The 22,133-nt window shown below is 38.2% G+C and carries 25 protein-coding genes; 5 read left to right on the top strand and 20 right to left on the bottom strand.

What is annotated here, in order from left to right:
* Positions 1-129: 129 nt before the first annotated feature.
* From ABXG98_RS17355 to ABXG98_RS17325, 7 genes are all read right to left on the bottom strand, one after another.
* On the bottom strand, positions 130-519 hold the full coding sequence (locus ABXG98_RS17355; RefSeq protein ID WP_353539961.1) for an STAS/SEC14 domain-containing protein: 390 nt from the start codon (positions 517-519) through the stop codon (positions 130-132).
* An 81-nt stretch (positions 520-600) separates the two neighbouring features.
* On the bottom strand, positions 601-795 hold the full coding sequence (locus ABXG98_RS17350; protein ID WP_353539960.1) for a DnrP protein: 195 nt from the start codon (positions 793-795) through the stop codon (positions 601-603).
* A 10-nt stretch (positions 796-805) separates the two neighbouring features.
* Positions 806-2,653, bottom strand: a complete 1,848-nt coding sequence (locus ABXG98_RS17345) for a nitric oxide reductase activation protein NorD (RefSeq protein WP_353539959.1) — start codon at positions 2,651-2,653, stop codon at positions 806-808.
* Positions 2,654-2,824: 171 nt separating this feature from the next.
* Positions 2,825-3,193 (bottom strand): hypothetical protein, encoded by a 369-nt coding sequence (locus ABXG98_RS17340; protein ID WP_353539958.1) that lies wholly within the window; start codon positions 3,191-3,193, stop codon positions 2,825-2,827.
* 38 nt (positions 3,194-3,231) lie between these two features.
* Positions 3,232-3,516, bottom strand: coding sequence for a cytochrome C oxidase subunit IV family protein (locus ABXG98_RS17335; RefSeq protein ID WP_353539957.1), 285 nt, complete (start codon positions 3,514-3,516; stop codon positions 3,232-3,234).
* 23 nt (positions 3,517-3,539) lie between these two features.
* Positions 3,540-4,163: a cytochrome c oxidase subunit 3 family protein gene (locus ABXG98_RS17330; RefSeq protein ID WP_353539956.1), complete on the bottom strand. Its 624-nt coding sequence runs from the start codon at positions 4,161-4,163 to the stop codon at positions 3,540-3,542.
* A gap of 32 nt (positions 4,164-4,195) precedes the next feature.
* Complete coding sequence (locus ABXG98_RS17325; RefSeq protein WP_353539955.1) at positions 4,196-4,981, bottom strand: CbbQ/NirQ/NorQ/GpvN family protein; 786 nt, start codon at positions 4,979-4,981, stop codon at positions 4,196-4,198.
* A 214-nt stretch (positions 4,982-5,195) separates the two neighbouring features.
* On the opposite strand from ABXG98_RS17325, the gene ABXG98_RS17320 reads away from it, so the two are divergent.
* The 3 genes from ABXG98_RS17320 (at position 5,196) to ABXG98_RS17310 (ending at position 6,730) form a co-directional block, all read left to right on the top strand.
* Entirely contained in the window at positions 5,196-5,834 is a 639-nt protein-coding gene (locus ABXG98_RS17320) for a septation protein A (protein ID WP_353539954.1), read from the top strand.
* Positions 5,835-5,866: 32 nt separating this feature from the next.
* Complete coding sequence (locus ABXG98_RS17315; RefSeq protein WP_353539953.1) at positions 5,867-6,169, top strand: YciI family protein; 303 nt, start codon at positions 5,867-5,869, stop codon at positions 6,167-6,169.
* Between the two features lie 147 nt (positions 6,170-6,316).
* Complete coding sequence (locus tag ABXG98_RS17310; protein ID WP_353539952.1) at positions 6,317-6,730, top strand: lysozyme inhibitor LprI family protein; 414 nt, start codon at positions 6,317-6,319, stop codon at positions 6,728-6,730.
* 6 nt (positions 6,731-6,736) lie between these two features.
* Here ABXG98_RS17310 and ABXG98_RS17305 read toward each other — a convergent pair whose 3' ends face one another.
* From ABXG98_RS17305 to ABXG98_RS17295, 3 genes are all read right to left on the bottom strand, one after another.
* Positions 6,737-7,789: an AI-2E family transporter gene (locus ABXG98_RS17305; RefSeq protein WP_353539951.1), complete on the bottom strand. Its 1,053-nt coding sequence runs from the start codon at positions 7,787-7,789 to the stop codon at positions 6,737-6,739.
* Between the two features lie 235 nt (positions 7,790-8,024).
* Positions 8,025-10,634 (bottom strand): ABC transporter permease, encoded by a 2,610-nt coding sequence (locus ABXG98_RS17300; protein ID WP_353539950.1) that lies wholly within the window; start codon positions 10,632-10,634, stop codon positions 8,025-8,027.
* The gene (locus ABXG98_RS17295) at positions 10,631-11,359 is read right to left on the bottom strand and encodes an ABC transporter ATP-binding protein (protein WP_353539949.1); all 729 of its coding nucleotides are present in this window, start codon (positions 11,357-11,359) and stop codon (positions 10,631-10,633) included. The genes ABXG98_RS17300 and ABXG98_RS17295 overlap by 4 nt, the downstream gene beginning before the upstream one ends.
* On the opposite strand from ABXG98_RS17295, the gene ABXG98_RS17290 reads away from it, so the two are divergent.
* Positions 11,358-12,011, top strand: a complete 654-nt coding sequence (locus ABXG98_RS17290; protein ID WP_353539948.1) for an arylesterase — start codon at positions 11,358-11,360, stop codon at positions 12,009-12,011. The two genes, ABXG98_RS17295 and ABXG98_RS17290, sit on opposite strands and share 2 nt — an antisense overlap.
* Before the next feature lie 46 nt (positions 12,012-12,057).
* Complete coding sequence (locus ABXG98_RS17285; protein ID WP_353539947.1) at positions 12,058-13,641, top strand: cation:proton antiporter domain-containing protein; 1,584 nt, start codon at positions 12,058-12,060, stop codon at positions 13,639-13,641.
* Between the two features lie 414 nt (positions 13,642-14,055).
* On the opposite strand, the gene ABXG98_RS17280 is transcribed toward ABXG98_RS17285, so the two are convergent.
* From ABXG98_RS17280 to fabG, 10 genes are all read right to left on the bottom strand, one after another.
* Positions 14,056-14,823, bottom strand: coding sequence for a TatD family hydrolase (locus tag ABXG98_RS17280; protein WP_353539946.1), 768 nt, complete (start codon positions 14,821-14,823; stop codon positions 14,056-14,058).
* A 98-nt stretch (positions 14,824-14,921) separates the two neighbouring features.
* Positions 14,922-15,248, bottom strand: a complete 327-nt coding sequence (locus tag ABXG98_RS17275) for a PilZ domain-containing protein (RefSeq protein ID WP_353539945.1) — start codon at positions 15,246-15,248, stop codon at positions 14,922-14,924.
* Positions 15,249-15,270: 22 nt separating this feature from the next.
* On the bottom strand, positions 15,271-16,242 hold the full coding sequence (locus tag ABXG98_RS17270; RefSeq protein WP_353539944.1) for a DNA polymerase III delta subunit-related protein: 972 nt from the start codon (positions 16,240-16,242) through the stop codon (positions 15,271-15,273).
* Position 16,243: 1 nt separating this feature from the next.
* Complete coding sequence (gene tmk, locus ABXG98_RS17265) at positions 16,244-16,879, bottom strand: dTMP kinase (RefSeq protein WP_353539943.1); 636 nt, start codon at positions 16,877-16,879, stop codon at positions 16,244-16,246.
* Between the two features lie 235 nt (positions 16,880-17,114).
* On the bottom strand, positions 17,115-17,582 hold the full coding sequence (locus ABXG98_RS17260) for an OsmC family protein (protein ID WP_353539942.1): 468 nt from the start codon (positions 17,580-17,582) through the stop codon (positions 17,115-17,117).
* Positions 17,583-17,611: 29 nt separating this feature from the next.
* Complete coding sequence (gene mltG, locus ABXG98_RS17255; protein WP_353539941.1) at positions 17,612-18,637, bottom strand: endolytic transglycosylase MltG; 1,026 nt, start codon at positions 18,635-18,637, stop codon at positions 17,612-17,614.
* Positions 18,630-19,442 (bottom strand): aminodeoxychorismate lyase, encoded by an 813-nt coding sequence (gene pabC, locus ABXG98_RS17250; RefSeq protein ID WP_353539940.1) that lies wholly within the window; start codon positions 19,440-19,442, stop codon positions 18,630-18,632. The genes mltG and pabC overlap by 8 nt, the downstream gene beginning before the upstream one ends.
* 143 nt (positions 19,443-19,585) lie before the next feature.
* Entirely contained in the window at positions 19,586-20,821 is a 1,236-nt protein-coding gene (fabF, locus tag ABXG98_RS17245; RefSeq protein ID WP_353539939.1) for a beta-ketoacyl-ACP synthase II, read from the bottom strand.
* 133 nt (positions 20,822-20,954) lie between these two features.
* Positions 20,955-21,188 carry an acyl carrier protein gene (acpP, locus tag ABXG98_RS17240; RefSeq protein ID WP_353539938.1) on the bottom strand — a complete coding sequence of 78 codons (234 nt, stop codon included), beginning with the start codon at positions 21,186-21,188 and terminating at the stop codon, positions 20,955-20,957.
* Between the two features lie 175 nt (positions 21,189-21,363).
* The gene (fabG, locus tag ABXG98_RS17235; protein ID WP_353539937.1) at positions 21,364-22,110 is read right to left on the bottom strand and encodes a 3-oxoacyl-ACP reductase FabG; all 747 of its coding nucleotides are present in this window, start codon (positions 22,108-22,110) and stop codon (positions 21,364-21,366) included.
* Between the last annotated feature and the right edge of the window lie 23 nt (positions 22,111-22,133).

Below are 22,133 nucleotides of genomic sequence, written 5' to 3'. Positions count from 1 at the left end.
GTTAATTTTTGTGCTATTACTTAGCACGTTCAACAGACACTTTTATTTAACGCTGTAATATAAAACATTTTAATAAATGACACCATGTAAAAAATTTACAATCACTGCAGGGCTTGTCCAACAATAAGTTCATGAATCACTGATCAACGTTTGCAGCCACCGTAAAGCAGAAGCCTTATTTTTAAATGTTTTTGTTGTTTGAAGTTTTATTGCTGGCGACAAATGTCTAATTAATTCAGTGGTTATTATAGTTTCAACCACAACTGCCTTAGCTACCAAATTGGTGTGGTTTAACCATTGATTATACTCTTCAAGTACTTGGTAGGCTTCAGGTGTCCCCCCTTCCATTTTGGTATTATCAACCAAAATAGCATACTCTTGTCCTTTCAAGCTTTTAACAATATGTTTAATTCCTTCAGTGTATTGTATTGCACCTTGTTCATTGAATGCGCCAATAAGTGTTGCCCTTATTATGTTGTTTTCATAACATAATTGCACCTCGCCATGTTGGTCAATCATCGAAAGAGCCTCCAAAAAAATCTTACTGTATGATTATCACTCAGTGTTGCAATCATGCCAAGGTTTTACCATTAGACCAAATCACCTTGGAAGATAAAACACCATCACAGTGCAAAAGATGACAATGGCCCAAAACGCTTTAACAAAAAAACTGATTTTACTCTTTCTATCTTCAGGGTGCTTTTTAGGAAGCGTCATACCACAATGCTGACACGTGTCAGTATCAACCGTGTTTTCACCCTGACAAAATAGACATTTGTTTTGTTGATTACTCATATCAGCATTCCTATTGAGCGGTTAATTGATGATAAAGTTGTGGCAAACGTAAAGGCAACTGTTCCGGCCTTAAAATAACAGTAAAACCATCACTACCAAACAGGTAAGGCAAATAGTCCTGTGCATCAGTATCAATGGTGATACAAAAGGGTTTTATACCCAAACGCTTTGCTTCATTAATTGCATTTTGAGTATCTTCTATCCCAAAACGCCCTTCGTAATGATCAATGTCGTTAGGCTTACCATCAGTTAAAATAAGCAATAATTTCTCTGAACTTTTTTGCTCGTTAATAACTTGGGTAGCTTGACGAATAGCTGCGCCCATGCGCGTATAAAAACCAGGATTGATCGCTTGAATACGGCCTCTAACATGGTCGCTGTAACTTTCATTGAAGTTTTTCAACATAGTAAAACGGACATTATGTCTTTTTACAGACGAGAAACCATACATTGCAAAGTTATCTCCAACAGCTTGTAATGCCTCACCAAATAACAGCATACTATCTTGCACCACATCAATAACACGGTTGTCATTGTCTAAATGTGCATCGGTAGACATTGATAAGTCTGCTAATAGCAAACAAGATAAATCACGGTTGTTACCACGAAATGATTGATATAAGCCTTTTTCAGCACTTGGTGCTATTTTGCTCTCTACATGAAAATCTAACCACGCACTTAGATCTAGCTCTTCTCCTTGTGGTTGTGCTTTTAACCAATACCTGACACTGCGTAATTGTTCAAACTGGGCTTGAATAGTTTTGGCGGTTTTTTGTAACCTCACGGGCAATTTTTCTGCTTTTGCATCTTTAGGTAACATTGGTTGCAATAAACACCGATCAGCTTGAAGGGTCTGTGTTTTATAATCCCATTCTGGTAATTTAATGCCTTCTCCCAAAGGAATATCATCTTCAGAGGCAGAAGGTAAATCTAAGTCTATTTTTATATTCGCGCTTTTTTGCTGCTCTTGCTGCTTTGCTAAAGTGATTTTATCTAAATCTTCAGCCGCTGAAGAAGTATCCTCATCGTCATCACTATCATCACAACCTCGGTCTATTTTAGAAAATTCACTCCATGAAAATAAACTCTCAAGACGAAAGATCATCATGCCTTGTTTTTCATCGGGAGAATCGACACGCTCGGCTTTTTTTCTACTGGTATCTGACTTTTGAGTTTTACTCTTATTTTTGCCTTCGTCTTCATCGCTTTCTTCAAGCTCCTGAAATTCTGCAGCAACAACCTCATCAGACAAAGCTGACGGATATAACCATAAATACACGGCTTTAGGCGCAAAGTTAACCATAGGAAACTCGGTGATAGAGCCGGGTTTGATAATAGCCTCGACAATTGCACGTTCCATTGCTTGCTCAGCTTTAGGTAATTTATCAATATCAATTCGGCTACTAACAAACGCTTTAGCAAGCCTTGCATAACGAGAACGTAGCGCTGGAAATGCCTCTAACACCTCTACCACTAGCTTTTGATTATCTCTCGCCCAATGCTTAAACTGGCCACCATGATGCGCAGCTAAAACGGCTAGCCAGATATAGAGATCATAGTTAAGCGCTTTATCATCAAAAATGGCGAGAGACTCTGGCAAACGTAAACTTTCATCGTCTTGCCACGCCAAGCTAACCAGCTGGGTATCACCTGAAATTTTTTGTAAAAAACTTTTACGGCTTAGATACTCTCGACCAGTGGCCGCTTCAATACGTTTGACTGCATTGCCACCGAGAGCCCTAAAAATCATACCAACTGATTTAGCTACTTCATCAAATGAAACTCGGGCATGATCATATTCAGGGTTAGCCTTTCGGGTAATATATTTATGCCAAATTCCACCAACCCACTCTTCCATAACCTTAAACCATATAACTACTTAAATAATAATTAGATTGTATCAGATGCAATGACAGTTAAAGTGATTTATGTCAATAACCCTAGATTTTTTTAGCGTGATTTAAGCGATATAAACTGGGAAAAAGCAGAAGCTCTAAACAGGCTTTGCTGACGTATTAACAATAAAAGATTAAAATACCGGTAGTTTTTTTGCCATAGCACGGGCCAAATTCAACATACCAATAAGTACAAAACAAGCATGTAAAGTAACAAAATAAAAAACAGTAATCATTACTGAAACATCAAATTCTGCTGAATATAAAATATAAAAAATCGGTGCTACGCCAAGCATTATGCCCGCTAACACCGATATTTGAATGCTTCTATACAAGTGAATTCTATTGAAATTAGTGAGTATTTTTGGCGAAGCCCTATGGGGTCGAGCTTGATACAAATAGTAAAGTAAAACCAGCACGCTACCCAGCGGAATAAGCAACAAATTAGATAAATAAAGTGATTGGTAAATAATTGCAGGCTTGTTGTCTTGATTAGATTTCATACGTACTTCACCTTTAAAACCCATTATTAACGCAGGCTTTATAGTAAATAAATAAAGCCTATTATGATAGGTAGCAACACAACATAAGCTAATAACAACCTGCGCCACAACGTTGGAGCATGTTTCAGCTCCATAAAAATATCAATAATTTGCTGTCCTTTAAGAAAAACAATAAATAAAACAACCAGAATAAACAAGCTTTTTTGCTCAGTGAAAAAGCCAAAAAGCACATCAATATAGGTAGAGACTACTGTTAGCAATAGTAACCATAGCCAACTATAGGTATTTTTTTTATTACTACTATTGAAATCAAATAATTTCACTTCTAGGCTCCAGTATTAAGGACTTAAATAATATAAATCAGAGGAAACAAAATAATCCAAAGCAAATCAACCATATGCCAATAACTTGCACCCGACTCAAACCCAGAGATATTGCTATCATTGTATTCATTTTTAGCTGCCTTCAAAGTAACAAAGACAAGAATGACCATACCTAGCAATACATGCATTAAGTGAAAAAAGGTAATCATAAAGTAGAGAGTAAAAAACGTATTGGTCTCTATATCAATACCTTGTTCAAATAATGACAGGTATTCCCATACTTTGACGCCAATATATATACAGGCAATCAACTTGGCAATTACCAGTAATTGCGCTGCCTGTTTGCCAAACCCTTGATGCATTTTAGTTAAAGCAAGCGCGACAAAAAAACTACTGGTGATTAACGTTAGTGTATTTATCAATCCAGATATTTGATGTAGTTGAGCTTTACCCTCATTAAACATATCAATATTTAATTGCTCCGCAACAGCGAAACCAATAAATAATATGGCAAATACCGTTAACTCAGCCAAAATAAAAAACCACATCGCTAAATCACCCGGTAGGCGTTTTGATACAGTAACGTCAGTTGTTGAGTGTTCCAAGGTTATCTCTGCTGGTATTTTGGCAGCAATTGCATTGTTCATTATTACTCCACTACGTGTAAATGGTGCAAAAGTTATTCATCAAAATAGATCTTAGCAACATCCATTAAAGCTTTTACTGTTTGCGGGTCATCTGATAACGGCTCTGCCAAACAGCATCGACAGACATCAAGTGCATGCATGCCTGAAGAAATCATTCGGGCTGCATAGATCAACAAGCGTGTTGAAGCCACTTCGTCTAAATCATTTTGCTCTAATTTACGAAGTGCATTAGCTAACTCTACTAGTTTAAACGCCAAATGTTCATCAACCCCTGTTTCCTTGATCAATATTTGTTGTTCAACCTCCGCCGTAGGATAATTAAATCGCAAGGCAACAAAACGCTGTCTAGTACTAGGCTTCATACCTTTAAGTAAATTTTGATATCCAGGGTTATAAGATACAACTAACATAAAACCGGGCGCAGCTTCTATTAACTCTCCAGTTCGCTCTAATGGCAATACCCGTCTATCATCCGCTAAAGGATGTAACACCACAGTGGTGTCTTTACGTGCTTCAACTACTTCATCTAGATAGCAAATGCCCCCTTCCCTAACTGCTCTAGTTAAAGGGCCATCTTGCCAATAAGTACCTTCCGGCCCAATTAAATGCCGACCTACTAAATCTGCTGCGGTTAAGTCATCGTGGCAAGCAACGGTATATAAAGGTTTATTTAATTTTTGAGCCATATGGGCGATAAAACGTGTTTTACCACAACCTGTAGGCCCCTTGATTAAAACGGGGAGTTGATGTTCAAAGGCGTGATTGAATAAATTGACTTCATTGCCTTGCTCTTGATAAAAAAGTTCATTGGTTGACATGGTATTTTATTAACTCGATAAGTTTCAATAAGCGTAAAGTACCTTGCTCTGGCTAAAAGTACAAACTAGATCGAGCGCTTAGTTGATAAAGATCACAAACTATTTAACTTGCTAAATATTATTTCCTTTAGTTATAAGCTTTAACTATTAATAGCAGAAGAGTTTCGATAGAATTAGTTTTTTGTGAATCCCCTACCTAGTTGAATAATCTACTATGCACGCAGTCTTTGAATACGTCCCACTGATCATCTTTTTTGTTGTCAATAAATTTGCCGATATTTACTGGGCTACTGGTTCATTGATTATTACCTCGGCTTTACAAATCCTTTATTACTTTATAAAAAAAGAAAAAGTACCAACGCGCAATTGGATATTTTTTGGCTTAATAGCCGTGTTCGGTGGATTAACGATCTTTTTACATGACGAAAGTTTTATTAAATGGAAAGTCACCATTATCAATGAGTTTTTTGCTCTTGCCTTACTGGTGAGCTATTACGGCTTTGGAAAAAACATCATCAAACAATTTTTGTCTGAATCATTAACATTACCAGAGCCTATTTGGGTCAAGCTAAACCTTGCTTGGGCTGTATTTTTCGCCTTTTTGGGCGCGTTAAATTTATATGTTGCCTTTAATTATGAATTAGAAACCTGGGTGAATTTTAAAGTATTTGGCCTTACCGCTATTACACTTATATTTGCCGTTGGCTCTATTTTTTCACTCTACAAATACTTGCCAAAAGAAGAGGAAGAAGTAGTAGAAGCACTTGAAGATAGCATAGAGATTACTTCAAACGTAATGAGTGAAAACCCTCATCACTCCTCAGCTAACGATAATGACAAAACAAACACCTAATCATCAGGCTATAACCAAAACTAGGAATCCCCATGTTCTACTTAATTTACAGTGAAGACGTTGAAAACAGCTTAGAAAAAAGATTATCTGTACGCGAGCACCATTTAGCGCGTTTAAGTGCTTTACAAACTGAAGGACGACTATTAGTTGCCGGGCCTTGTCCTGCTATTGATAGCAATGCACCCGGCGATGCAGGCTTTACCGGCTCTTTAATTATTGCTGAGTTTGCTAGTTTATCAGCCGCCCAAACATGGGCTGATGCTGATCCCTACATTGGTGCTGGTGTATACAAAAAAGTAACCGTTAAACCTTATTTAAAAGTTCTTCCAGCATAATTTAAACATTAATCAATTTGTACTAACCCGCTTAACTATTTTTAATGGCTATTTTAGACTAACCTAATAGTTAAGCGTGAAAGGTAAATATTAAACAAGCTGATCTCAAGCGCAGCACCTACTTATTTTACTAACAGTAACTCTAATATGAAAAAAAGTTTATTTACATTAAGTGTTTTAATTTTAGCTCAATGTTCATTCTCTGCGTATGGCAATACGGGTGAAATCGAAAACATATTAGCTAAATGTGAAAAATTTGAACAAAACACCGATGAACACTCACGCTGTTTAGATAACATCAAAGACTCGCTCGAACGCGAACTACAAACGTGGCTCAATCACCACACGTTATTGTTAGAAGAAAAAGTGTTAGTTAATGGTCGACATTCCGCTTTAAAATTATTCAATCGCTCGCAAAACAATTTCATCACCTACCGTGATAACAATTGTCGCTGGCAATATCTTGCAATTGCACCTCAAAGAGGCGCAGAAACCGCATACAAACAATGTGTTATACGCATGACGCAAAATCGTATAAAAGAGTTGAGTGTCATCCAGTAACCTGCTTTAATTTTTTATTGGAGCCACTACTTCCTTAGCTTCTTCTTCTGGCCCAAGTAAAATACCTAGCCAACGTGTTTTATCGTTAGTGTCTAATGCTATTTTGATCATCATAGTAAGTGGTACAGATAAAAACATACCAATGACACCAAAGATATATCCCCACAAAATCAATGAAAGAAAAACAACAAATGCTGATAAGCCAAGCATTTTACCCATTAATTTAGGTTCAAGATAATTGCCAATAATATTATTTATGGCAAAAAAGCTTATGCCTGTCCACATAACGCCTATAGGTCCTAATTGTATCAGCGCTAAAATAACAGGAGGTAAAGCGGCAAGCAGTGAACCTAAGTTTGGTATGAAATTTAACAAAAAGGCCAACATTCCCCAAAGAAATGGGTAGTCAACGCCGATAAATAGCAGTGCTAGCGCAGCTAAAATACCCGTTAAAAGGCTAGTCGCTGCTTTAATCGCCAAATAATGGCGTATTTTACTCAAGATATTATTTACATGAACCATTTTATCTTGAGCATTAGAAAAAGCTCTAGAGAACTTGGCAGGGAAACTGGTTGTTTCTGCTAAAATGAAAATAACACACAAAAAAATCAAAAAGAAATCACTGAATATATTCCCTACACCACCTAAAACCATTGTGACTAAAGACATTATGTCTGCTTTCTCAAAAGCGGCGGCGATATTGACATTTTCAATAGGTACCCCATGCGAAGTAGCCCAATTGACAATCCCTCTCATTCGAGATCCTAGCTGTTCAATATAAAACTCTTTATTGGCATTAAACGCATTAATTGAGTCTCCTACTAACGCAACTATTACATAGACAAACGCTAGAAAAACCGTAAGAACAACCACAATAGCGAGAGAACGAGGAACTTTATGACCTTCCATCCAACGAATTGACGGCATACAGATTATTGCGATAAACAACGCCATCAAGAGTTGCACTAAAATAGGTGCAGCGACCTTTAAACCAGCAATAATGACGATGATAGAGGCAAGTGCAACTAAATAGGGTGTTGCCTGCTTGGATGGATTCATATTTATTATTATTCCTTATGATGAAATATGGTATGTTTTATCGTTGTTAGTAGCTTTCTACTGCAATTGCTAACCTGGGTTAATCATATTGTTTTAACTCGATATAACAACCCGGTAGCTTATCATACATTTTTTAAAACATAACATTATACCATTAACTTGATTAATGCCTTTTCCTCTCTGCGAGCGTTAAAAGGCCTAGAGATAAGACACTGATTAGTTGAAATTAATGCTATTACATCGTACGGCGAATTAACGCGACACTCGACAAGTTCAATAACCGCCAACAGCTAAGTACCCCCACTAAACCAACAAAACCACCACCTGCTAAGATACCTAGCAACCAGAACTCAAAATGAAAACTAGTTTGCATATTAAACAAATAATGTTGTAACAGATAAACCGTTAACTCCATGGCAACACTCGCCATAAGGCCTGCAATAGCACCCAAGGCTACAAACTCTAATAGAACACTATTTCTCAATAATCTGCCTTTAGCGCCAATGGTACGTAATATTGCTATTTCACGTTCTCTTTCTTCCATACTCGCTTGTACCTGTGCAATAAGCACTAAGCATCCAGCAAAAACGACTAGCACTAAAATAAACTCTACCGCAGTTGATACTTGATCTATAACTTTCCTTAATTGAACAATCATCGCATCAACATCAATCACACTAATGGTTGGGTAATCAGCTAAAAAGCGCTGCATGCTTTTTTTCTTATCCAGTGGAACATGCAAAGATGAAATATAACTAGCAGGAAAGTCTGACAAGACTTGAGGGCTAAAAATCATGTAAAAATTAGGCTGCATTGACTGCCAATTCACTTTTCGAATACTCGTTACTGGCACGGTAAATTGTTCACTGCCTAATTGAAAGGTTAGCTTATCTCCTAGACCAACATTTAAACGCTTAGCAATACTTTGTTCGACAGAAACTTGCGCGGTATTGTCCTGCCACCAAGCACCCTGTTCAATAGTATTTTCATCCGGTAATTGCGCTCGCCAAGTTAAGTTAAGCTCGCGCCCAACCCCTTTTCGACCATTATCACTGCCATCACTGGCCTCTTTTGACACTTGTTTAGCAATTTTATCTTCATTAATTGCCGTTAAACGACCTCGCACCACAGCATAAACATCGCTTGCCACTAGGTTTTGCTGCTTCACAAATTGTTCAACTTCGTTAACTTGGTCTTGAGCAATATTGACTAAAAAGGTATTTGGGGCATGCTCTGGTAACTGTGCTTGCCATTCACTTAGCAGGGCTGTTTTGATGACGATAATCATTAACAACAGTTTTATTGCGATAGTAAAACTGACCAATTGCACACTATTTGCTTTAGCTCTACGTTGTAAGTTTGCCAAAGCTAAATGCCAAGCTGCCCCCGATTTACTGCCAACTGAGCGACTAAGTTGCATGAGTAATTGCCCAAAAGCTAATAAAATAGCAGAGGCTATCCCCCCTCCGATTAATAAGGCAACGCTTAAGATAATATCTTTACTGAATAAAACTAATAAAGCGAACAACGCTGAGATGGGGGGTAAATAATAGATAGCTCGGGCTGTAAGGCTGTCACCACTACCACCTAAATTAGCAGAACGGATAACCGTGAGTGGTGATGTTGCTACCAGCTGTTTTAATGGCGTCAAGGCAAAAGCAAATGAGCACAAAATACCAGTGATAATAGCCATGAATAATGGATAAAAGCCGATTGGCGTTAAACTATAACCAAACACAACCAAACTAGAAGCAGAGGTAGAAACCTTAACAGGTAAATAATCCTCAATAGCAAATAACCCTAGTTGCGCAAGTATATAACCACAGAATAGTCCTAAAGCAATGCTGAACAAGCTTAATAATGTCCAGTGCAAGTAATACAGCTTTTTAATATATGATTTTGATGCTCCCATTGCCTTATATACAGCCACACCGCTTTGATGTTTTTCTGCATAGCGTCTACTTGCAACAGCAACGGCTACAGCAGCCAATATAATACCTAGCAAACTAGCCAGTGAAAGGTATTTTTCAGCTTTATTCAATGCGTTAGCTAAAGGTGATTGTTTCGACTGAATATCAAACCAACGCTGACTATCATTAACTTGTGGCGACAGCCATTGATCAAGTGATGCGATATTGTCAGTGTCCCCCGCAAACAAATATTTATAAGTCAGCCTACTGCCCGGTTTAACCAACTGTGTTGCATCGAGGTCTTTAATATTAATCAATACTTTAGCACCTGAAGTAAACACACTAAAAGACGCATCAGGAATCTGAGTTGCAACCCCCTTAATAACAAAAGTCGATTCACCAATATCTAGGGTATCGCCAAAGGATACATCAAGCAAAGCACGTAGTTTTTCTTCAATAAAGACGGTGCCTAATTCAGGGGCATTAACAACCTCAGAAGTCGTTAGGTTGTCATCAAAGCTAACTAGTAGCTCACCTCGTAACGGATAACCATCTGAAACAGCCTGAATTTCAACGAGTTGCATATTGTTTTCAGCAAAAACCATTGATGACATTAATACCTGTTGAGCTTGCTCAACCTCAAGTTGTTCGCTTTTTTTGTCAATCGCTTTACGGGTTAATAATTGTTTTTCGCTCGTTAAGTCTAAGGAGCGGCTTGTTTGTAAAACACGATCCGCAGCAATAAAACTAGTGCTTTCATTAATCAATGCTTGTTTAATTCTATCTGAAAAACCTGCTAACGAAAAAACACTCGTCACACCAAGTGTTATTGCTAAAACAACTATTGTTAACTCACCTCGCCTTAATTCATGCTTCAACAACCGTAACGCTTGTTTGGCCCAATTTTCCTTTAAGACATAGCTAAAGATATTCATGCGGTTTGCTCTGTGCTAAACGTTACTTCAGTTGATGATAATTGTGGCTCACTTAATTTTCCATCTTGCATTTGTACTTGCTTTTGGCAGCGCTGAGCTAAAGTTAAATCATGAGTAACTAATACTAATGTAGTGCCAAATTGTTTATTCAAGTCAAACAATAAATCTGTTATGTAGGTGGAAGTATTTTTATCTAAATTGCCTGTTGGCTCATCAGCAAATAAAATATCAGGTTGCGTTATAAACGCTCGAGCAATAGCCACACGCTGTTGCTCTCCTCCAGATAATTGTGATGGGAAATGATTGACTCGTTCACTTAATCCCACTTTTTCAAGTAAGGATAGTGCTAATGCTTGTGCGTCTTTGTCATTCGCCAACTCAGCCGGCAACATCACGTTTTCTAACGCCGTTAAACTATTAATCAATAAAAACTGCTGGAAGATAAAACCGACGTGGTCTGCCCTAACCTGGCTACGTTGCTCTTCATTTAGTTGGTGCATAGGTTGGCTTTTAAGATAAACTTCACCACTAGAAGGTAAATCTAAACCTGCTAGAATAGACAACAAAGTTGTTTTACCTGAACCCGAAGAGCCAACAATTGCAATGGTTTGCCCGGCTTCTACAGTAAAATTAACATTGTGCAATAAATCTAGTTGCTTACCCTCAATTGTGACAAACTTAGCAAGTGACTGGGTTTCTAAAATAATTTCGGAATTTGAATTCATGATTAAAAAGCTTTTCTTTTGTTTAATAATAACTGTAATTACTAGTATTAATATATTTTCTATTAGTGCAAGCCATGCACAAGAAAAGGATAATAGTAAACCTAGCACTATTTTAATACTAGGTGATAGCCTTAGTGCAAGCTTTGGGATGAAACAGAATCAGGGCTGGGTATACCAACTAAACCAGGCATTGCAACAGCAAAATGCGGGGTACATTCTACAAAATGCTAGTATCAGTGGAGAAACGACAAGTGGCGGTTTGACTCGTCTGCCGAGAATTTTAGCTGAGCAGAACATCGATTATTTATTAATTGAATTAGGGGGCAATGATGGCCTCAGAGGCTTCCCACCTAAGTTAATTAAAAACAACTTGTTACAAATAATTAGTCTCGCGCAACAACAAGGTATTAAGGTATTGCTCATGGAGATAAAAATTCCGCCAAATTATGGTGCACGTTACAACAAGCTATTCAATCAGGTATACACCGACGTTGCAGCGCAAACTCATGTCACCTTGTTACCCTTTTTTATGGAAAAGATAGCCATTAAACCCGAATTGATGCAAACAGATGGTATTCACCCGAATGTAGCTGCACAGCCAATTATTGTAGATTTTATGAAACAGCAACTAAGCAACTTAGTTGCCCCCTAGCTCACTATAAATTACGACTCTCACGATAGGAAACCGAAATAGAATTATGGATTTTATCTGGATATTTTTTGCTTTCACCTGCGGTCTAGCAGTAAAAACTGTTAACCTTCCACCTTCAATTGGTTTCCTAATTGCAGGTTTTGCATTGAATTTTCTCGGCTATCAAGCCGATGATAGCCTGAAGATGTTAAGTGACTTAGGCATTACTTTAATGTTATTTACTATTGGTCTAAAGCTTAACCTCAAAAGTTTATTTAAAAATGAAGTCTGGTTAACTAGCTCTCTGCACACCATCATGTGGATGTTAATCACCTTTGCTATCATCAAAGTATTGGCCATTGTTGCCCTGAGTTATTTTGCTGAAATAGACTCAACCACAGCCACTTTAATCGCTTTTGCGTTAAGCTTTAGTAGTACTGTATGCGTGATCAAATTGCTTGAAGAAAATGGTGAAATGCGCACCCGCCATGGCAAATTAGCCGTAGGTATTCTCGTTATTCAAGACATCGTTGCTGTCGCTTTTTTAGTGTTTGCTACCGGAAAAACCCCATCGATTTGGGCATTTGCCTTACTCGCTTTGTTTTTTATTAAACCTATAATAAATCGACTTATAACATTTGTTGGTCATGGTGAATTAATTCCCTTAATGGGTTTTTTTATCGCCTTAGGCAGTTACGAGCTATTTGAGCTGGTGAATATAAAAGGTGATTTAGGGGCCTTAATTATGGGAATATTTTTAGCTTCTCACCCTAAGGCCACGGAGATAAATAAAGCTTTATTGAGTTTTAAAGATTTATTCCTTATAGGCTTCTTTTTATCCATAGGTTTTAGTGCAACACCTACCCTAGAAATGATAGGTTTAGCCCTATTATTGGTATTAGTCATATCAATCAAGTTCGGGTTGTTTTTTGGGATTTTATGTTTGTTGAAAATACGATGTCGTACCGCCTATTTGACTGCGCTTGCATTAAGTAATTTCAGTGAGTTTGGCTTAATTGTTGCTGCAATCAGTGTTGCCAATCAATGGTTAAGTAATGACTGGCTGGTAATATTAGCATTAGCTGTTGCTATTTCTTTTGTGATCACCAATACCTTATATCGGTTTGCTCATAGCTTTTTTAGCCGTTATAAAACCTTTTTCCATCAATTCGAGCGTCAAACCTGTTTAGCAGAGGATACATTTTGCCAACCAACACAAGCACCTATTGTAATTGTAGGTTTAGGACGCGTTGGCATGGGAGCATATCGAGCAATCCGCGAGCATGGTAACACCCCTGCATGGGGGTTAGATGCTGAGTCAGAAAAAGTAGAGCGACTATCTGAACAAGGTATCCAAGCATATTGTGGTGATGCTGAGGATGCTTTTTTCTGGGAAAGAATTAACCTAGCAAAACTTGAGTTAGTGTTACTTGCTCTACCTAAGGTTATTGATAGTATTAGCGTCAGTACCCAGTTGAGATCAGCTGGCTATAAAGGAAAAATAGCCGCCATTGCTCGCTACGATGATGAACGAACTGAATTAGAAGAGTTTGGTATTGATAAAGTCTTTAACTTCTATGCAGAAGCAGGTGTTGGTTTTGCTGATGAAAGTATGGAGTTACTAACATCGAACAACGGCTTAAATAGTTAAAGACAGACTGTGGATATCCTGTGCTTAGCTTGTGATAAACCACTTCACAACCCCTGACAAACCTGTGTTTAAAAGCGCCTTGAAATATCAAAAATCAAACCCTTAAACATTTATTGGCAGTAAGCAATTGAAAGTATAGACAAAAAAATTTATTGAAAATAGTTCGCATTTATAAAAACTTGCACTACACTTAATTAATACAACCAAGGTACAGAGTCGGAACGTTTGACATAAAACCAACACTGTAATTCTTGTTTATAATGCTCGCTGCATAAAAGTACATAGATGTTATGTACGAAATTGTTTATTAGTCGTGTTCAACGCTTATTAGCGCAAGGCTCAAACCCCTTTGAGCCATTTTTAAACCCAAACCTCAACCGTTTGGGTTTTTTTTATCAAAAAAATCGTTAACCTTTACCGTTTAAAAAGGCGATTAAAATTGTCTGTAGACAATTTAGCAATGGTTTCAACAGATTGGCCACGAATACTGGCTAAATGCTTAGCGACCTCAACAACATAAGCGGGTTGGTTTTCTTTTCCTCGGTGAGGCACTGGCGCTAGATAAGGCGCATCCGTTTCAATTAGAAACTTATCATCAGGTACAAGCTTAGCTACTTCTCTCAATGCAGCGGCATTTTTAAATGTAACAATGCCAGAAAAGGAAATATAAAAACCAAGTGCCAATGCTTGCTCTGCCATGTCCCAAGATTCTGTAAAGCAATGTAATATACCGCCAACACTCGCTGCATTTTCAGCTCGCAACATATCTAAAGTGTCTTGCTTTGCATCACGGGTATGAATTATTAACGGTTTATCTAAGGCTTTAGCCACCTTGATATGTTTTTTAAACGAATCTAACTGCAATGCCTTAGTTTCAGGCGCGTAATGATAGTCTAAACCGGTTTCACCTACAGCAATAACACGGGGATTATCAGCCAACTGTAATAACTGTTCTACATCCACCGCATCATCTTGATTTAGGGGGTGCATACCACAGGTCAATAGCACATTGTTAAATGCTTTTGTTTGCTCTGCCATTGCAGGAAAGTCTTTTAACGTGACGCTAACACACAAAAGCGTATTTACTTGGGCATCGCTTGCAGCTTTTACAACATTGGCGAGGTTATTGTGATGAAGTGATAAATTCAAACGATCTAAGTGGCAATGTGAATCAATAAACAACTGAAACTCCAATTATAAAACAGTAAAAAAGCCCTTATAGAATCTATAGAGCTATCAAAAGATGGCAATAAAAAATAATAAACGAATTGTAGTAAAAATTACATGGTTAAGGTTGGCTCTGCTGAGCTTAGCTGACGGGCAATAGCTTTTTCAATTTGGTGACGCATTTTATCAGGATCAACGGTAAAAGTAACGCCGACACCTGCTGGTGTGCCATTTTGAGCCCCTATAGGGGTTAACCAACAGACAACCCCCTTAACAAGTGATGGCTCAAGAGAGTCTGGCAACAAAATATTTAATTCAACTTCCTCCCCTAAGTCAAAAGGTTCAGCGGTACGAACAAATAATCCCCCTTCTTTTAAAAACGGCATATAAGCCAAGTAAAGATCATGTTCTGTTTTAAATTCGATATTAATTGGAATCAAACTTGCGCTCCCGATCCTTAACCTAGGTTTGTTCAACCTCTTCACTTATCACCATAATAAGTTGCTCACAAACAAACTGCTGATTGGCTTGTGTGTAGGATTTTATCATTCTGTTAGCGTTGATTATAGCACAATAGAGCGCATTAAGCAGAGTTGTGCTAATCGTATACCGTTCGTCCAAATTTGCAGCATTAAGATGGCGTTCACGCAGTAAATTTACAGTTATTTGTTCTAACCACCTTAGTGCATGCTCATTATCTAATAACTGTTGTAACAATGTTGCTTCAGCCTTTTCACCTTTAAGAACATTGATATAGCACTGCTTAACATCATGAAATGCTTGATTTGTTGATGGGTCGGTCAATTCAGGTAGTTGAGTTAAGTTTATATAATGTTGATTTTCAGGGGTACTTGTTTCAAGGCTGTTTGTATCAAGACTATAACTTTGTTCAGATAAACTCTGCAGCAACGCCTGGCCTACATTCGGCCTAATATTTAACACCCTACACCTACTCACAATCGTGGGCAATAGTCTATCAATATCATTGGTTAACAACACAATTATGCTATTTTCACTGGGCTCTTCTAAGGTTTTTAGTAATGCATTTGCTGCTGCATGTGTCATTATTTGTGCCTGTTCAATGAGCACAATTTTGTATTTACCTAAATGCGCAGTTTTTTGTAAAAAAGTATTAGCCCGTCGAATATCATCAACCCCTAAACTATTTTTTTCTGCCACCAAAGACAGAAAATCAGGGTATGTATTACTGTTAAGCAACAAACATGATTTACACTGCTCACAACCAACTTGATAGTGAACTCCGGCATTTTCGATTGTCTGTGGTTCACTGCAATTAACCAACCGCACTAACCACTGGGCTAACTTGTATTTACCAGCACCCGTTACCGCATTGAATATGATAGCATGAGGCAAGGTATCATCGTGATATTGACGACTGAGTAGCTGTCGGTGTGAAATCAACCAATCATTCATGCTATTGATGCTTTGCAAGTAATGCATCAATAACCACAATAACGTCGGCTAAAACTTGTTCTTTAGATTGAGATGCATCGATCACTGAAAATTTATCCGGATGTTGTTGGGCTTGTGTTAAATAACCATTACGTGCGTTGATTAAAAAGTCAGCTTTCTCATCTTCTAAACGGTCTAGCCCTTCGCCACGACTCTGTACCCTTTTTAAACCTTCAACGGGGTCTAAATCAAGAATAATATTCATATTGGGACTAAAACCAGCTAGTGCTAAATCATTGATTTTAACTATAGTATCTAAATCAATACCACGTGCAAAGTGTTGAAAACTAAAAGTGGCAGCATCAAACCTATCAGATATTACAATTTTCCCTTGTGCCAACGCTGGGGTTATTTTCTCTTGTATGTGCTGAGCACGACCAGCGCCAAATAGCATCAGCTCTGTCATAAATGACATTTCAGGCGTAGCGGGATCTAAAATAATCTCGCGGATTTTTTCGCCAATGGGAGTACCTCCCGGCTCTCTAGTTAACAAAACATCAAATCCTTTTGATAACAGATACATTTCAACACTTTTGATGACAGTGGTTTTTCCTGCACCATTACTGCCATCAAAGACAACCATAAACCCTTTATTCATATTTTTCTCATACTCAACGACTTTAAACTTGCTGTTGAAACTAAAGTTTATTGACATAAAATGCTAATTTGAAGCAATAGTATCTAGCTTTAATAACAACAACAACATTAAATTTTTTGAATTATTCTCCGTTACTTTAAAATTTCTTACTTTGCTGATTAACCTTAGCGTGACAAACTAATTATTACGGGGAATATCAGACAATACAGCTAACTTCATTATAGACCCCTAATGTTTATAAAATAACTTCGGTTATGACTTTTGTTTTCACTGAGTTGGCAATAAAACATTGCTGATGGGCTTGATGGTGCATTTTCTCAAGTTGCGCTAGCGTCGGTAGTTTCTCACCAGAAAAAATAGCTTTAGGTTTTAGCGTAACCTGAGTCATGGCGATATTGCCATCACAATCTTCACTCATCAGCCCAACGGCGCTATCACTATATGCATCCACGATATACTTTCTCTTTGCAGCAATAGATAAGAAAAAAAGCATATGGCAACTAGACAGTGATGCCACAAATGCCTCTTCTGGATCTACATTTTCTTCAATTGAATAAGGCAAAGGTACAACATGAGGAGATGATGATGCTTGTACCGTGATGCCACCATCAAATTGCCACTGGTGTCCTCGGCTATATTTGTTATCAATATAATTTTCAGTGCTTTGTCTAATCCAATTTACTGTCGCGAAATATTCAGACATTTCGAGAAATCTCCATAAAAGTCTAAAATTTAATCTTTATTTATTGATTTTTGCTTTGCCAAATAAGCCCTCACCGCCTTATTATGCTCAGCTAGGGTGGTGCTAAAAACATGTTTTCCATCACCTGTGCTAACAAAATAATAGTAGTTACTCGTTGCAGGGTTAAGCGCCGCTTTAATAGCTGATAATCCCGGCATAGCAATAGGTGTTGGTGGTAAACCGTTTATTCTGTAGGTATTATACTGTGTTTTTTCTCTTAAGTGCGCACGGGTTATATCACCCTGATATCGATCACCAAGCCCATAAATCACGGTAGGATCGGTTTGTAGGCGCATTCGTTTAGCAAGCCTATTGATAAAAACTGAGGCAATTAATGGCTGCTCGGGTAGATAGCTCGTTTCTTTTTCAATGATTGAGGCCATAATCAAGGCTTGATACGGTGATTCATAAGGCAAGCTGCTCGCTCTAGTTTGCCACAGTTTGCTTAATGTAGTCTGCATTGCACTGTGGGCTCGTTGAAGTAATTGAAGCTCATCTGTACCTTGAGTAAAAGCATAGGTATCAGGAAAAAACCAGCCCTCAGGATTAGCCTGATCAATTCCTAAATGCTTAGCAATAACTTCAACCGGTAAAGATTGTAAACTGTGCGTCAACTGCGGCTGACTTTTTAATCGTGTCAGCCATTGCTTAAACGTTGTGCCTTCAACAAACGTTAACTGAAACTGGTGTTCTTTACCACTGGCTACTAACGCAAGTAAATTTTGTAAGTTACTGTGAGCTGGCACCTGATAAGTACCTGCTTTAATTTGTACTTTGGCTGGATATAAACGTGCATATGCTCTTAGCCAAAAGCGACCATCAGCCCAGCCTTGGTTAACTAACGTTTGTGCAAAAGTACTAACTGAACTGCCTTTAGCTACTGTGAATAGCTGCGGTTTACTGATAGGTAAAGGTTGTTGTATATGTTTTTCGAGTAACAACAAAAATGACAATACGATAACAACAAAACCCAGTAATGCCGTTAGTACAAGCTTTTTTATCGTTGTGTTAATCATACAAACTCTCTGTTGGTTTCAGGGAGTCTCGAATCACTGTGACCTGTTCAATGGCTAGTGCACGATTATTGAAACGACGAATTGGCATGACACCCATCACACAATTGCAAATAAACATTGCTTGTGCATCAGCAATTTCATTTAAAGTTAATGATTTAACTAATGTGTTTGGATATTGACTTAGAATAACTTGTCGCATAATACCATTTACGCCACTTTGACTGACATCTGGAGTCTGTAATTGCCCATCTATCATAAAAAACACATTGGCACTTGTTGCTTCAATAATTTCATTGTGGAGGTTGGTCACGAGCAAGTCATCTTCTGAGCGCGATGAAAGCTCTGCTCTTAACAACACTTGCTCAAGCCTATTCAAATGCTTTAACCCCGCAAGCATGGGGTTAAGTCCTATTTGTTGTTGACTTAGCCCTAAGTTAATTCCTGTATTGGCCATATCATCATAGTGACTAGGATAATCATGCACCATGATAATCAAGTCGTGATCATTACTCGTTGCCCGTGCGTAACCTCGCCCGCCACTTTCTGCCGTGATGATCACTTTCAGTACTGCAGATGAATAATTTGCTGCTACCGTGGTTAACTGCTTGGCTAGTTCGTTTTGAACCGGTGGCACCATACCTAATGTTTTACACCCCATCAACAGACGAGTGATATGTGCAGATAAGAATTGAATATGACCATTAACAATTTTTGCTGTAGTGAATAAACCATCACCATAAGCAAGGCCTCGGTTTTCAATGTCGATCTGATGTTGAGGTTTGCCATTAACTAAACAATATTTCATAGTGATATCACATCAGTAATAAAGAACAATTCAAATAAACACCCATTGATAAAAGATAAATCCATAAAAACAAAAAGCCTGAATACAATAGCACAGATGCTAAGTATTCAGGCTTAATCGAATGATTTCAAGTGTTAAATGATTTAAGTCTTTTTGAAAATCAATGAGCCGTTAGTACCACCAAAACCAAATGAATTACACAACACATAATCTAAATTAATATCACGAGCGGCGCCTGCGATATAATCTAAATCGCAACCTTCACCTGGATTATCTAAGTTTATTGTTGGCGGCACAGCATTATTAACTAAAGCTTGCACGCTAAAAATGGCTTCTATCGCTCCAGCAGCCCCTAATAAATGCCCGGTCATAGATTTTGTAGAGCCCATCAATACGTTATAAGCATCGTCACCAAATACTGATTTTACCGCGTTAGTTTCCGCAATATCTCCAGCAGGCGTCGATGTGCCATGTGCATTAATATAGCCAATAGCACTAGCATTTAACTGGGCGTCATTTAATGCATTTTGCATAGCACGAGCACCACCAGAGCCATCTGCAGGCGGTGATGTCATATGATAGGCATCACCACTCATACCAAAACCAGCTAATTCAGCATAAATTTTAGCACCACGCGCTTTAGCATGCTCATACTCTTCAACCACCATTACACCAGCGCCATCGCCCAAAACAAAACCGTCACGGTCTTTATCCCATGGTCGAGAAGCTGCTTGAGGGTCGTCATTACGCCTTGAAAGTGCACGTGCGGCACCAAAACCTCCCATACCTAAGGTGGTAGAGGCTTTTTCAGCACCACCAGCAACCATGACGTCTGCATCGCCATATGCAATCATGCGAGCAGCATGACCGATATTATGCACGCCACTGGTACAGGCTGTGGTAATTGAAATATTTGGACCTTGAAGGCCGAACATTATGGATAGATGACCAGAAATCATGTTGATAATAGTTGAAGGCACAAAAAAAGGTGATAACTTCTTCGGGCTACCTAGTTTTATCATTTTTTCATGATTTTGTTCAATTAAGCCCAAACCACCAATGCCCGAGCCAACAGCAACGCCAATACGTGGTGCATTTTCTTCAGTCACTTCAAGACCTGAGTCTTTAATTGCTTCTACACCTGCTGCAACCCCATACTGAATAAAAAGATCCATTTTTTTGGCTTCTTTTCTTTCCATATAGTTTTGTGCATCAAAGTCTTTGACCAAACCGGCAAACTTAGTGCTGTATTCTGTTGTGTCAAAATGTTCAATATTACTGATGCCACTTTTACCCAGTAATAAGTTTTCCCAAGTTGCCTCAGGTGTATTGCCTAATGGGCTAAGCATACCAAGACCGGTAACTACAACACGTCTCATCGCTTCTCTACCTCATAAAAAGTCAAATAGGAGATACAAAAAAAGCGGCCACTTAAATGATAAGTATACCGCCTTTTTTTAATTACATTGATGACTACATTTTACAATGCAATCAATAATGACTAGTCAGCAATTACTGATTAGCGTTAACGTAATCAATTGCAGCTTGCACTGTAGTGATTTTTTCAGCTTCTTCGTCAGGAATTTCAGTATCAAATTCTTCTTCTAACGCCATTACTAATTCTACAGTGTCTAATGAATCAGCACCTAAATCATCAACGAAAGATGAATTAATTTTAACTTCTGCTTCACTAACACCTAGTTGCTCAATAGTTATTTTTTTTACGCGTTCTTCGATAGTACTCATTTTTTTTCCTTTACTTACTGAAAGTGCAATTTATCAAATTGCGTGTAGTTTATTCGTCAACAGCTCGCCATGCAAGCTCCATGTTATTTTTTTTAAGTGGTCTAACCTCTTAAAAACAATTAGTTTACTATAAACTCATCATAATAGAAGTTTTAAAAGCCTTTAAAATTAAGGCTTACACCATGTACATACCACCATTTACATGAATTGTTTCACCGGTTATATAAGCAGCAGCATCAGACGCTAAAAAAGCAACTGTGCTGGCTATTTCTTCAGGTTTACCTAAACGGTTTGCCGGAACTTGTGAAAAAATGCCTGTTTTTTGTTCATCGGTTAACGTCTGTGTCATATCGGTATCAATAAAACCAGGTGCTATGGTATTTACGGTAATACCCCGTGAAGCAATTTCGCGTGCCAATGATTTAGTAAAACCTAACAAGCCAGCTTTAGCCGTAGCATAGTTTACTTGGCCCGCATTACCCATAGTGCCAACAACCGAGCCAATATTAATTATGCGACCATTACGCTTTTTCATCATTGGGCGTATTGCCGCTTTGCTTACTTTAAATACCGACGTTAAGTTAGTATCAATGATGTCACTCCACTCGGCGTCTTTCATACGCATAAACAAGTTATCACGTGTAATACCGGCATTATTGACCAAAATATCAACGCCACCATAGGCTTCATTGATAGCCGAAAACATGGCGGCAATTGAGTCATCACTCGTCACATTGAGCACTAGCCCCATACCTTGTGCTGAGCCTGTATTTAAATACTCTGAAATTTTTTCCGCGCCTTGCTCTGAGGTTGCAGTGCCAACAACCGTTGCACCTAATGATTGAAGCTGTGTCGCAATAGCTTTACCAATACCACGACTTGCGCCAGTGACTAGGGCTACTTTTCCTGTTAATGAAAACATATAATTTCCTATTGTTTACTTAT

Source organism: Colwellia sp. KU-HH00111, from assembly GCF_040362745.1.
Classification (GTDB): domain Bacteria; phylum Pseudomonadota; class Gammaproteobacteria; order Enterobacterales; family Alteromonadaceae; genus Colwellia.
This window is presented reverse-complemented; position numbering and strand designations above follow the sequence as displayed.

Bases quoted from the DNA above. Each gene is read 5' to 3' on its own strand.
- ABXG98_RS17355 (WP_353539961.1), bottom strand. From the start codon at position 519: ATGATTGACCAACATGGCGAGGTGCAATTATGTTATGAAAACAACATA.
- ABXG98_RS17350 (WP_353539960.1), bottom strand. From the start codon at position 795: ATGAGTAATCAACAAAACAAATGTCTATTTTGTCAGGGTGAAAACACG.
- ABXG98_RS17345 (WP_353539959.1), bottom strand. From the start codon at position 2,653: ATGGAAGAGTGGGTTGGTGGAATTTGGCATAAATATATTACCCGAAAG.
- ABXG98_RS17340 (WP_353539958.1), bottom strand. From the start codon at position 3,193: ATGAAATCTAATCAAGACAACAAGCCTGCAATTATTTACCAATCACTT.
- ABXG98_RS17330 (WP_353539956.1), bottom strand. From the start codon at position 4,163: ATGAACAATGCAATTGCTGCCAAAATACCAGCAGAGATAACCTTGGAA.
- ABXG98_RS17325 (WP_353539955.1), bottom strand. From the start codon at position 4,981: ATGTCAACCAATGAACTTTTTTATCAAGAGCAAGGCAATGAAGTCAAT.
- ABXG98_RS17320 (WP_353539954.1), top strand. From the start codon at position 5,196: ATGCACGCAGTCTTTGAATACGTCCCACTGATCATCTTTTTTGTTGTC.
- ABXG98_RS17315 (WP_353539953.1), top strand. From the start codon at position 5,867: ATGTTCTACTTAATTTACAGTGAAGACGTTGAAAACAGCTTAGAAAAA.
- ABXG98_RS17310 (WP_353539952.1), top strand. From the start codon at position 6,317: ATGAAAAAAAGTTTATTTACATTAAGTGTTTTAATTTTAGCTCAATGT.
- ABXG98_RS17305 (WP_353539951.1), bottom strand. From the start codon at position 7,789: ATGAATCCATCCAAGCAGGCAACACCCTATTTAGTTGCACTTGCCTCT.
- ABXG98_RS17300 (WP_353539950.1), bottom strand. From the start codon at position 10,634: ATGAATATCTTTAGCTATGTCTTAAAGGAAAATTGGGCCAAACAAGCG.
- ABXG98_RS17290 (WP_353539948.1), top strand. From the start codon at position 11,358: ATGATTAAAAAGCTTTTCTTTTGTTTAATAATAACTGTAATTACTAGT.
- ABXG98_RS17295 (WP_353539949.1), bottom strand. From the start codon at position 11,359: ATGAATTCAAATTCCGAAATTATTTTAGAAACCCAGTCACTTGCTAAG.
- ABXG98_RS17285 (WP_353539947.1), top strand. From the start codon at position 12,058: ATGGATTTTATCTGGATATTTTTTGCTTTCACCTGCGGTCTAGCAGTA.
- ABXG98_RS17270 (WP_353539944.1), bottom strand. From the start codon at position 16,242: ATGAATGATTGGTTGATTTCACACCGACAGCTACTCAGTCGTCAATAT.
- tmk (WP_353539943.1), bottom strand. From the start codon at position 16,879: ATGAATAAAGGGTTTATGGTTGTCTTTGATGGCAGTAATGGTGCAGGA.
- ABXG98_RS17260 (WP_353539942.1), bottom strand. From the start codon at position 17,582: ATGTCTGAATATTTCGCGACAGTAAATTGGATTAGACAAAGCACTGAA.
- mltG (WP_353539941.1), bottom strand. From the start codon at position 18,637: ATGATTAACACAACGATAAAAAAGCTTGTACTAACGGCATTACTGGGT.
- pabC (WP_353539940.1), bottom strand. From the start codon at position 19,442: ATGAAATATTGTTTAGTTAATGGCAAACCTCAACATCAGATCGACATT.
- fabF (WP_353539939.1), bottom strand. From the start codon at position 20,821: ATGAGACGTGTTGTAGTTACCGGTCTTGGTATGCTTAGCCCATTAGGC.
- acpP (WP_353539938.1), bottom strand. From the start codon at position 21,188: ATGAGTACTATCGAAGAACGCGTAAAAAAAATAACTATTGAGCAACTA.
- fabG (WP_353539937.1), bottom strand. From the start codon at position 22,110: ATGTTTTCATTAACAGGAAAAGTAGCCCTAGTCACTGGCGCAAGTCGT.